This window comes from Phaeovulum vinaykumarii (assembly GCF_900156695.1).
In the GTDB taxonomy this organism is placed as follows: Bacteria; Pseudomonadota; Alphaproteobacteria; order Rhodobacterales; family Rhodobacteraceae; genus Bieblia_A; species Bieblia_A vinaykumarii.
In genome coordinates this window covers 48,823-59,395 of the sequence record NZ_FTOM01000011.1, presented here as the reverse complement: position 1 = coordinate 59,395, position 10,573 = coordinate 48,823, and the positions used below count along the sequence as shown (strand labels likewise).

Genomic DNA, 10,573 nt, shown 5'->3' with positions numbered 1-10,573 from the left:
AGTGCGTAGCGCCGAGCGAAAAGCTCGGCGCGGCAAGGGCTTGAAGGCGTCATGGCCCTCAGCGGGCCATAATCTGGAACGGGTCATACTCCGAGACGATCAAGACCTCGTCGCCGTCGATTTCATCGGCGGGGACGGCGCCGAACGTTCCATCCCCTGCCTGAAAGACGACGATCGAGACCATGAGCGTGGCGGCGAGGGAGGCGGCGAAGGCGTGGGCATCTTTGCGGGACATCTGTTTGGCTCCTGTCTGGGAGGCGGGGGACCGTCCCCCGCGCGACAAGACCCCGCAGGCCCGAAGACTGGCTGACATCACCGGGTGCGTTCGGCCCCTCTTGTGAAACAGGGCCGAATCCGCCCGGCGGCACGGGCTTGCCCGTAGTCCGACCCCTTGCGGGTTGATCTCGAAGACGGGATTCGGGGCAAGTAAGGGAATGGCGAGCGGGGGATGGTCCCCCAACGACAGGAGCCGCTTGTCCCGCTGATGCTTGATACGCCGCCAGCCTCCCGGCCAGGCTCTTGGTTGAAGACCTCCGTTTTGGGGGATGGACAATTGGCGCCCGCGACATCGCGGCACGAGGTTACGGTCGGTGAGGTGAGAGGCCCGCCGATTGGCGAGCCCCTCACGCCTTGTCAGGGCTCAGGCGGCCAGGTCCGCGCCCCCTGCCCTATCGCTGTCCGCAGTGCCGACGATTTCGAGCCGGGCGTTGCGATAGCCCTCGCGCGCAATCCAGAGCTCGGCCGCGGTGATCGACTCCGCCAGATGCAAGAGTTCGGTGTTGCCGCCGAAATCCAGCAACACGCGCACCTGCCCGGGCGTCGGTTCCTCCGCCACTTCGAACACGAGCGGGCTATCCGCCGAATGGCTGCGCATGATGGTGACGAGGATGACCCCATCGGACGAGAAATTCCCCTCATGCAGCGTGAAGGAGGCAGGCGCGGTCCAGGTCTGATAGGCGCGGGGCGGTTCTTTCTTCACGAGACGGCCAACGCCGTTCGATCGCTCCCAGGCGGCAAGCTTCTTGGTGAAGCGCGCAGGCGGTTTGGGACTGCCGTCGGTGTAGCGGATCAATGCCCCGAGCGGGGCGCTGTCGATGATGGTGGTTGCAGACATTTTTCCTCACTCCGAATGCGAACTTTTGCATTCATCATATTGATATTAAATGATTTTACGGAAAGAGGGCGGGTTTCCCCGCCCTCGAATGGGCTCGATCACTCCGCAGCGATCAACGGCGCGGCGCTGTCGGGCAGATCGGCGCTCAGGAAGGCCGGAAGATCGACATCCGCAGAACCACCTGCGTCCTCCCCCTGCCCTTCCGCGATCGCGTCATCGTCCAGAGCGATCAGATCGGCGCGGCGCAGGACCTCGGGCAGCCAGCCGCTCCCCTTGAGCAGCCGCTCGGCCTCGGCGGCCATTTCACCCTTCTTCAGATGGTCGAGAAGCTGAGCGGCCCCCTCCCCTTTCGCCTCGCGCACCGCCTCGAGGATGCGAGCCTTGGGCACCCGGCCCAGATAGCCATCGACCGTCGGCTCCCAACCCGCCTCGACCATGTCCAGATCCGTCGCGCGCGCCACAAGATCGGCATGCGCCATGCGCCGCGTCAGGCCACTGGTCGAAATGCCCGCGCCATAGGGGTTCACCTTCTCGTGGAGCGCATTGATCCCGAAGCTGAGGCAATGCGCCAGAAGCGCCAGACGGCTACCCTGGTCGAGCACTGTCAGGTACTCCCAAAGCGCGGCATCATCGCCGAGGGGCAGATCGGCCTCCCACGCGGCGTGACGCTCATGGACCAGCTGGGCCACCACGCTGTCTTTCAGATCGGGGGCCTGCGCCGACATGAACACATGGCGCACGGAAGCGTCGAGACAGCTGCCGGAGGCATTGGAGGTGCGGAACGTGTCCGTCACGAGCTTCAGGAGCAGGAGGGTCAGCGCAACGTCGGGCGACCGTCCGATGGCCTCGCGCAGGGCGAGCGTCCGGTGGGCGGTCAGTTCCATCACCAACCGCTCGGGCAGGGGCTTCAGCGCACCGTCCTCCTCGTCGTCGGGAAGCTCCGCTCCGAGGGGCTGACCGCCAGAGGTAATGACGGTTGCGCCAGGCTGCCAGCCCGCGCCATCCGCATCGCCCCCCTGCCCCATCGCCTCGGCATCTTCAGCACCATCGGTCGGAAGTTCCTCGCTGGGTTCGTCCTCGGGCCGGACATAGCCGCGATAGACCGCAAGACGGCCATCGCGATCCACGGTCACAAAGGCCCCGGCGCGGACGACCTCAGCCGGGTCGAAGATCAGCGGCCGCTGCTCGAGGGTCTCCATCGCCAGCTCAAGCGCCCCGAGCCGAGCGTCGATCTCCTCGGGGTATTCGTCCTGCCCGGAATATTCGTCCTCGAGCGCACGGTACTCGGAGAGCAGCGCGGCATGCGAGGCACTTTCCGCGTCGCTCATCGGCGCCGGATCGCCCGCCAGACGCCGCAGCCCGTGGCTGTAGCCATAGGGCAGGTCGGTCGCCACCTCGATCCACTTCCAGCCCTCAGCGGAAAGCGCTTCGGCCTCGGCCTGAAGTTTCTCGGCGACCAGCCGGTCGAGCAGGGCAGGGGCCTCGAACCAGCCGCCATCATCGCCCTGGAACAGATCGCGCATCACGACACCGCCAGCGGCTTCATAGGCCTCGATGCCCACGAAGATCGCGCGACGATCCGAGGCGCGCACCGAGGTTTCGGTCAGCATCCGCCGGATCGTGTAGGGCTCTTTGTTCCAGGTGTTCTTCACCGCATCCCAGACCTGGACCTGACGCGCATGATCGGGATTCACCGTGAAGGCCATCAGCTGCTCGAGCGTCATGCCGTCATCGGCATAGACTTCGAGCAGGGCAGGGGCCACGGAGGCGAGTTTCAGGCGCTGCTTCACGATCTGCGGCGTGACGAAGAAGGCCGCCGCGATCGCCTCCTCCCCCTGACCTTTCTCACGCAGAGCCTGAAAAGCGCGGAATTGGTCGAGCGGGTGCAGGGCAACACGCTGCATGTTCTCGGCGAGCGAGTCATCCTCGGCAAGGATGTCGGACGCGGCGTCGCGCAGGATGCAGGGGATCGGCGCGGTCTTCGCTAGCCGCTTTTGCTTGACCAGCAGCGAGAGGGCCTGGAACCGGCGACCCCCGGCCGGGATTTCGAATGTGCCGGTTTCGACACCTTCTGCATCGAGCACGGGGCGGACGCTCAAGCCCTGCAGAAGCCCGCGGCGCGCGATATCTTCCGCCAGTTCCTCGACCGAAACACCCGCCTTGATGCGCCGGACATTGGACTGGCTCAGCACGAGCTTGTCGAAGGGGATGTCCCGCGAGGGGGACAGGGTGATTTTCTGGGCAGCTTTCGCCATCAGATCTTCTCCGCGACGGGCGCCGGAAGCCTCTCTCCCGATCTCACTTCCCGTCACCCCTCAAACAGCCCCTCTCTCACTTTCCCTCAGCCAAGCGTGTTGTCCGCGGACAACTTACGCTGTCGCGAGATGTGTTTCCGAGAGTTTGCTCAATCGCTTCACCAGCCTCACCGCGTTGAATTCTTGGCTTCGTGCACCGCTCGTCAGTGACCGGAAATAAGCGCCAACGTTTCGGATCCGGTCATGGAACTGAACGATTGCCCAAATGGTGATCGCGCTTGGCAGAGTTCCGATGCAGCGCTCGGCCTGTCTCAACGTCGCGCCGTCGATGCCAATCATCGGTGCAAGCGTCTGGGCATGTGTGACCACATCCGCAAAATCCTCAATGCTTCTCAGCGAAAACGATGCGGCATCCGGACAGGCTTCCATCAGTTCGGGAAGGGAAAGGCTCTCTTCGGGCGCTTCGTCATTCGGGCTCGCAGCTTCTTCTTCAGTATTTTCTTTTTTTGACTTCTGATGGTGGCGGACATTTTGGCCGTTGCTGGCGGACATTACCGTCGCTCGTAAAGAGTGTTTTCCACCATCATCGGCGGTTTCTCCAACAGTGTCGGGCAGCGCCGCAGACATGCTGGACAGCTCTTCGACCGTCAGTTTGTTGCGAAGACGGCGCAGGATATCGAGCGCACGATTGTCACTGGGATCGGCCTCCAGCATCGGTCGGATCTGTGCGCGGAGTTTCGATTTGAGATAGGCGATCTCTTCCGCTTGTGCGCGCGCGCGAACCGCGAGCGCTGCGATCTCGTCGAGCTTGCAAAACAACGGGCTCAGATCGAAGCCAAAATGGATCGACTGCCTGTGTGTAGGATCGTACTTCGTGAATCGTTTACCGTTCGCGCTGTCCTTTCGCTCGAGGAGATTGAGCTCCATCAACGCAGCTACATGGCGGCGCAGCGTTCGATCCGAGACCCCATTGCGGCGCGCGCTGAGCGTCAGGTTGGACGCAAAGACCATGTTGTGGTTTCGTTTTGGCGCGAGACAGGAGAGCATCGCGTTGAGCGTCGCGAGGACAGTCGGCTTCAAGCCCAGAAGCGGTGCTGCTTCTCGCAGGGTTTCGATGATGATGTGACGTTCGGGCGGAGCGTTGTCCGCGGACAACACTTCAGACGCCCGCAAACCAAAGGCTGCGGTTGCTTGGATGAATGCCATCGATTTTCACGGCAAACCGGGCTCGAGAGGCCCTCTGGCCATCACTTATTGCGCAAAGGCAAAATTGATTCGGCAACCGATTCGGTTGTTGTTGACTGCTGCGGAGAAGCTGATACATCTGAAGGTGCAAAAGACAGATGGGGCTCTCCGAGGATGACCTTGGGGGGCTCTTTCACTTTTCGGGTTGCGTTCGTGCTCCTTTCTTTGCTTCTCTTGCCTCGTCAGTCGGCTTTTTTCGTCGACTGCCATTCCTTGTAGAGGCGCCTCAATTCGGCCTCCGCATTCTCCAGCCACCACATTGCGAACTCGGGGGCCTCGGTCTTCGAAAGCTTCACCGTAACCGCCTTGGCCTGATCCGTGACCTGAGCAAGCCGTATTCCGTCATCGGACAAGATCGGCAGGGCAGGGGAGGGGGCTTTCGTCGCGATAAGTGGCTCACGAAGGGCCGCAGCGGCCGCGTCGGCAAGCTGCCCGAAACGACCATCCGAGGTTTCGCTCGCCGGAGCCAAAGCTGCCTCCGCGAGGGCCGTCAAATCAAGGTCATGGTTGTTGACTAAGTCGGCCAATTCCTCCCAGCGGCGGCGCCCGATGCCGTGCGCGGGGCCGATCATCCGGAGCACGGTTTCGGGGATGCTCCGAGCGACCTTCTGCATGCGCGACAGCATCGGTTTATCGATCGCCAGCGCATCAAGGATCACTGCCGTCTCATAGCCGCTTGCCGCCAATTCTGCCGCGAAGAGCGATTTTTCGATGAAGCTCGGGTCGAGACGTTGCGCATTCTCCTGGCCCTGAGCGAGGATTGCTTCGTCGTCGCTCAGCGCCCGGACGAGCGCTTTCGCGGGTTGGCCGAGCAGCCGCAGGGCTCGAAGCCGTCTTCGTCCATAGACGATCCGGTAGTAGCCCGGCTTTTCGGCCATCGGACGCACCATGATCGGCACTTGCTGACCATGAAGACGGATGCTCTCGGCGAGTTGAGCGACGTCGGAGTCGGCAAAGGCCAGACGGTCCTTCGGGCCATCTTCCTCGATCATATCCGGCGCGATTTCGCGCACCGCATTGCTCGAGAGATCCTTCAACGTGGATTTGACGCCACTCATGGCGCCTGTGTTCGGGAAGCGTGCCTTGCTATCGGGCGCCGATTGCTCGCCGGTGCCGGCAATCGGCGGGGCAGGGGGCTGGAACAGGTTGCGACGCGCCATCAGTCAGTCTCCCGTGCCCAAGCTTTCTGGATCACCTTTTCGAACTCGTCGGCAACGCCATTCACGCTTTCGAGGATCCGATCGAGCGTTTTCTTCAGAACCTGCGAGGGCTCGATCTCGTAGATCGTCTGTTGCGTCATGCCGGCGTCGGAAATCGCGGTTGATTTCAACATCGGCGTGGTCAGCACCTGATCGAGCAGGATCGAGCGGAGGAAGCCCGCCATCTGGGACTGCGGCACATCGGTCGGCTCGTAGCGCGCGATCAGGAACTTGAGGAAATTCCAATGGATCGGCCCGGCAGCGTCCTCCAGAGCACGAACGGTTTCCCCCGCCATTTCAAGGAATTGCGCCATGGATGCCACGTCGAGCATGCTGGGCACGACGGTGATCAGCAATCCGGTCGAGGCCAAAAGCGCAGTCATCGTGGTGAAACCGAGCTGCGGTGGGCAATCGATGATGACGAGATCGTAGTTGGCTTCGACCTCGTCGAGAGCGATCGCGAGGCGCTGCGTGAAAGGCGGGTCGATCTTGTGTTGCAGCGCATAGGCTGTTTCGGTCTCGTATTCGGAGAGCATCAGCCCGGCCGGAGCCAGATCGAGATTATGGAAATAGGTCTTGCGGATCACCTGGCTGAGCGGGACCGGCTCTTCGTATTTGAGCGCGTCGTAGATCGTCCCGCCCTCGGCGAATTCGATCTCCGGCCTGTAGCCGAACATCGTCGTCAGGCTGGCCTGTGGATCCATGTCGATCGCCAGCACCCGGTAGCCGCGCAGCGCATACCGCTGAGCAAGGTGGATGGCCGATGTCGTCTTGCTGGAACCACCCTTGAAGTTGACGATTGAGATGACCTGCAATGCGTCGCCAGAGCGTCGGCCGGGCAGGTAGGCTTCGCCATTGCGCCCGGTCTTGGCCATGATGTGCCGGATCTGGTCGATTTCGGCAGCGGAATAGAGCCTGCGTCCGCGGCTGTCCGTTTCCACCTCGGGAAAATCACCTTCTTGATGCCGGGTCCGCAGGTTCGACATGCTGATCCCGGTCAGCTCCGAAACCTCGGCGGGCTGGAACTTCCGAAGCGTCTTTTTGCTTTCGGGTTGAAAGCTGTTGCGCATATGGTTGTCGAGCGCCTCGGACAGCCTGATAGCGTTCGAGGCAATGGATGCGGCAACAGATTCGGACGCGGCCGGTTTCGACGATGTGCTCATTCTGCCCTCTCGGCCTCTTGGTGGGCCCTGGTGGTTTCGTCGCGAGAACGCGTTGTTTGCGCTTTTTCGCGACAACACCAGACATCGCACGCAACTTTCTTCCAGACAACAGTTTTTTGCAAATCCAGCCGACGCAAAAGTCTTCATGCCGTTTTGCTTCAGGTGGCAAAGCTGATAACTCGCTGATTTAATGTGATTTTCGCTCTAGATGCTGTCGTGTCGACCAAATGTAGTGGCAGTCAGCACTAGCTATACAACCCGTCGGTGAAATACATCGCGCCGAATCGCCAAGGTTGTGCTGGTCAGGCTGGACCCCGCCGTGACATCCGGCAGATCTGAGGAGGACAACGGCCCCGCGCTCGGGCATCCTGCCGCCTTGCCGATCAGCAAGGGGGGGACTGGATCGTGTGTGGTCGGATCATCGATCCCAATCTGCGCAACACTGAAGTGGATATGTCGCAAATCAAACTTGACCCGTTCGGCGGCCGGTTCAACATCAAGCCGACGGAGACGGTCGTGATCCTCGCCAAGCGCCCCCTCATGGCGATGGAGGCGCGCTGGGGCCTCATCCCTTCGTGGTTTGATGGCGCCAACCCGAGAGACTGGAAGGCCGCAACGTTTAACGCCCGCATCGAGGATGCGCGCGAGAAACCGACGTTTCGGCAGGTCTGGCGGCACGGACGTTGCTTGGTGCCGGTCGGCGGGTTCTACGAGTGGAGCGGACCCAAGGGTGCTCGGCGGCCGCATTTCGTCCATCCTGCCGGAAACGAGGCAAATCTGTTCCTTGCCGGTTTGGCGAGCCGTTGGCGCGGTCTCCTGACCTGTACGATTATGACGCGGGTGGCGACGGATGCGATGGGTGGGCTGCATGACCGGATGCCTGTCGCCCTTAATGTCGACGAACGCGATGCATGGCTATCTGGCGTCGACGATGTAGCAGATCTTGGAGCGTTGGTGGCGCTCGATCATCGCGCAGTCGCTCCATTTGGCCTGAATGACGATGGCCCGGAGTTGATCGAACCCTTTGGTTTATAGCGCTTGGCGCCGAAGAGTTTGCCGCAGTGTAGCTGCGGCTTGTCGAGAACGGTCATTCGCGGCTTAAGCGGCGATAGATGCGACAAGCAGAATTTTAGACGTTTGCTGAGGCCCAGCACCGAGCGACGCGGATCCGTGAGCGGCCGCTCGAACGCGCCGCGGCTAGGGATCAAGCAGCCCTGTCGGCGTTGCTCAGTTTGCTGAACGAAGCCGGGCGTTGCGACAGGCTGGAGATGGCCTTGAGCGAGAGCTTGGCGAAAGCAAGCGCCGGGGCAGAAAACGGAACTTTCTGCGGAACATAACGGGCTTTGTCCGAGATCGTGGAGCAAATGTCTCTCTGTTTTATTGACGTTAAGTGCGCTAATCTCTCCGCGTAACCCGGAACAAAAACCGGAACTCGAAGAGGGCCAACACGCCTTGCGTCAAGGGGCACCATGTCGATCGACACGATAGCAGACAAAGGCGAAGCGATCAGCATCGTCGAACCGCTTATCCCTGAGGAGGCCTCAAAATACCGGGCTCCGCTGAACGACCTGGCCGTCGAATTGGCGAGCCAGTCGGCCGGGCTGCGGTCGTCCTTCCCGGAAGGCATCCGCGCACCGCTGGCCGATCTCGTCCGATCGATGAACTGCTCCTGTTCGAACCTAATCGAGGGCCACAACACCCAAGCGCGATTATCGAGGATCGTCTGGCGCAGCGCGCAAAAGCACGGGATCGGCCGGGACCTCCATCAAATCCCAAATCCGCGATCACGGGCTGCGCCAGATCAAGGTTGAGCAAAGCCGCCGCTTCGCCAAAATGGGTTAACTGCCGATCCGGGGTTTTTAGCGTGCTATCCTGCACTCTCCGGCATTAGACCCCTTCCGCATGCAGCCAGCATGATATACATTATTGATCATATATCCACGCAGGAGGCCACGATGCAGGTCGCAAAATGGGGCAACTCGCTTGCCGTCCGTTTGCCCGCGGAGCTTGTCCGGGAACTCGGCCTCAAGGAAGGCGATCAGATCGACCTGATCAAGGACGACGGCCAAGTCAGAGTCCGTCGTCTGGCGCGTGCGGATGAGGTGCTGACGGGTCTGCGCCGCTTCCGGGGCAAGTTGCCCGCTGCAGAACGCCTGAGCCGCGCCGCCACGCATGAGCGCTGAGTTCGCGGACACGAATGTCGTTCTTTACCTGCTCGACGACAGCCCGAAGGCCGATCGCGCTGAGGTCATCCTGGGGCAGGGGCCCCGGATCAGCGTTCAGGTCCTGAACGAGGCGCTGGTGAACTGCCGCCGCAAGGCTGGCCTGAGTTGGGAGGAAGCAGGGGCGTTTCTCGAGGGCGTGCGTGCCTTGTGCCCTGTCGAAGACCTAACCCTTCAGACCCATGACGTCGGTCGCGCCTTGGCGGAACGCTACGGCTTCTCGATCTACGACGCGATGATCGTGGCCAGCGCTTTGGTTGCGGGCTGTACCACGCTGTGGAGTGAGGACATGCAAGATGGCTTGCTGGTGGAAGGCCAGCTTCGCATCATCAACCCCTTTGGGTGAGCGGATAGTTTCTGAGCATGGCGCTGGCCAAAGCATTGTAATCCTTCCATGTCGTGGAGGATTGCAACATAGCTCGGCTACTCCAGCAGCCCGAGGCGATCAGCGCGCTCCGGCAGCATCCTCATCGCTCGATCTCTCCTGCTAGCACAGCCTGCCCGTGCACTGCGAGGCTGGCCGAGAACCTCGGGCAGCCGAAGTCTCGAATGACCTGAAGGATGCGGGCCTCATAGGCTGCTTCTCCGATGAGGCGGCATAGGTCTGACGCGTGAAACTCGCGGTTCGAAGTTGGAGCTGCCTTGATCCGATCGAGCAACTCCTGCTCCTTCGGTTCCAATACCCGCGGTGGCCGCGATGGCGCTTCGGGCAGAGGGGCCGGGCCTAGCGAGGTGCGCCATCGCCGCATGAAGCCCAGCAAGAAACCGGCCGGTACCTTGTCATTGCCGCGCGCCCTGTTGAAGGCGATGAAACGGTCCCAAATCAGCTGCGTATCGACGTTCCAGCAGGGCAGAGCCCCTTTTGCAGAGTTGATCGCGTCCGCCCAGACAGTTTGGAAAACGTTCGAGTCTGCGCCAATAGTGATTTGTCCGAAGAATATTGTTTTGTTATTTTTCTCTATAGATAGTGATCTGTCGCCTGTCGCTGACTCAACATCCCGAGATGCAGCCTCGGTTTCAAAAGCGGCGAAGCGAAAGAGCCAAGGTGCGAATTTCCCGTTGGGCTTTTCGCGCCGCAGTTTCAGGCCTGATGCCGCGAGCTCACTCAGCAATTCGGTGAGGTACTGGCGCGAGATTCCCATTTTTGCTGCGAGATCGGTGAGGGTAAAAGCCGCCGTCCCGCGCGGCAGGCCGTTGAAACCATCCTTCCATGCAATGGCATCTAGGATGACAGTTGCCAGCTTGTGGGCGGAAACGGATAATTCGGTCTGGGTGATCCTCCGCAGGATCAGGCCGGTTGTGGGTTCCATGGTCGGTGTCTCCTTAAAGAGACGAGGCTAAGCTGCGAGCAAAAAACATTATTGCCAGCAAAACA

11 protein-coding genes are annotated in these 10,573 nt (G+C 61.2%); 4 read left to right on the top strand and 7 right to left on the bottom strand.

Features of this window, described 5'->3' with window-relative positions:
- Positions 1–58: 58 nt before the first annotated feature.
- From BW949_RS17225 to repA, 6 genes are all read right to left on the bottom strand, one after another.
- Entirely contained in the window at positions 59–235 is a 177-nt protein-coding gene (locus tag BW949_RS17225) for a hypothetical protein (protein ID WP_179747554.1), read from the bottom strand.
- A 405-nt stretch (positions 236–640) separates the two neighbouring features.
- Positions 641–1,114, bottom strand: a complete 474-nt coding sequence (locus BW949_RS15470) for a hypothetical protein (RefSeq protein WP_076367691.1) — start codon at positions 1,112–1,114, stop codon at positions 641–643.
- 98 nt (positions 1,115–1,212) lie between these two features.
- Entirely contained in the window at positions 1,213–3,369 is a 2,157-nt protein-coding gene (locus tag BW949_RS15465; RefSeq protein WP_076367689.1) for a ParB/RepB/Spo0J family partition protein, read from the bottom strand.
- Positions 3,370–3,483: 114 nt separating this feature from the next.
- Entirely contained in the window at positions 3,484–4,575 is a 1,092-nt protein-coding gene (gene repC / locus BW949_RS15460; RefSeq protein ID WP_076367687.1) for a plasmid replication protein RepC, read from the bottom strand.
- Positions 4,576–4,796: 221 nt separating this feature from the next.
- Entirely contained in the window at positions 4,797–5,774 is a 978-nt protein-coding gene (gene repB, locus BW949_RS15455; protein ID WP_076367685.1) for a plasmid partitioning protein RepB, read from the bottom strand.
- Positions 5,774–6,976 (bottom strand): plasmid partitioning protein RepA, encoded by a 1,203-nt coding sequence (gene repA / locus BW949_RS15450; RefSeq protein ID WP_076367683.1) that lies wholly within the window; start codon positions 6,974–6,976, stop codon positions 5,774–5,776. Before repA ends, repB begins: the two co-directional genes overlap by 1 nt.
- A 405-nt stretch (positions 6,977–7,381) precedes the next feature.
- Here repA and BW949_RS15445 point away from each other — a divergent pair, with 405 nt between their 5' ends.
- The 4 genes from BW949_RS15445 to BW949_RS15435 all read left to right on the top strand — a co-directional run bounded on the left by BW949_RS15445 (position 7,382) and on the right by BW949_RS15435 (position 9,544).
- Positions 7,382–8,011, top strand: coding sequence for an SOS response-associated peptidase (locus BW949_RS15445; protein WP_076367681.1), 630 nt, complete (start codon positions 7,382–7,384; stop codon positions 8,009–8,011).
- 434 nt (positions 8,012–8,445) lie between these two features.
- Positions 8,446–8,787: a hypothetical protein gene (locus BW949_RS16920; RefSeq protein ID WP_143524460.1), complete on the top strand. Its 342-nt coding sequence runs from the start codon at positions 8,446–8,448 to the stop codon at positions 8,785–8,787.
- A 144-nt stretch (positions 8,788–8,931) separates the two neighbouring features.
- Positions 8,932–9,159 (top strand): AbrB/MazE/SpoVT family DNA-binding domain-containing protein, encoded by a 228-nt coding sequence (locus BW949_RS15440; RefSeq protein WP_076367679.1) that lies wholly within the window; start codon positions 8,932–8,934, stop codon positions 9,157–9,159.
- Positions 9,149–9,544, top strand: a complete 396-nt coding sequence (locus BW949_RS15435) for a PIN domain-containing protein (RefSeq protein ID WP_076367677.1) — start codon at positions 9,149–9,151, stop codon at positions 9,542–9,544. Before BW949_RS15440 ends, BW949_RS15435 begins: the two co-directional genes overlap by 11 nt.
- Before the next feature lie 121 nt (positions 9,545–9,665).
- Here BW949_RS15435 and BW949_RS15430 read toward each other — a convergent pair whose 3' ends face one another.
- A complete protein-coding gene (locus BW949_RS15430) occupies positions 9,666–10,508 on the bottom strand; it encodes a hypothetical protein (protein WP_076367668.1) in 843 nt (280 codons plus the stop codon).
- Positions 10,509–10,573 lie beyond the last annotated feature (65 nt).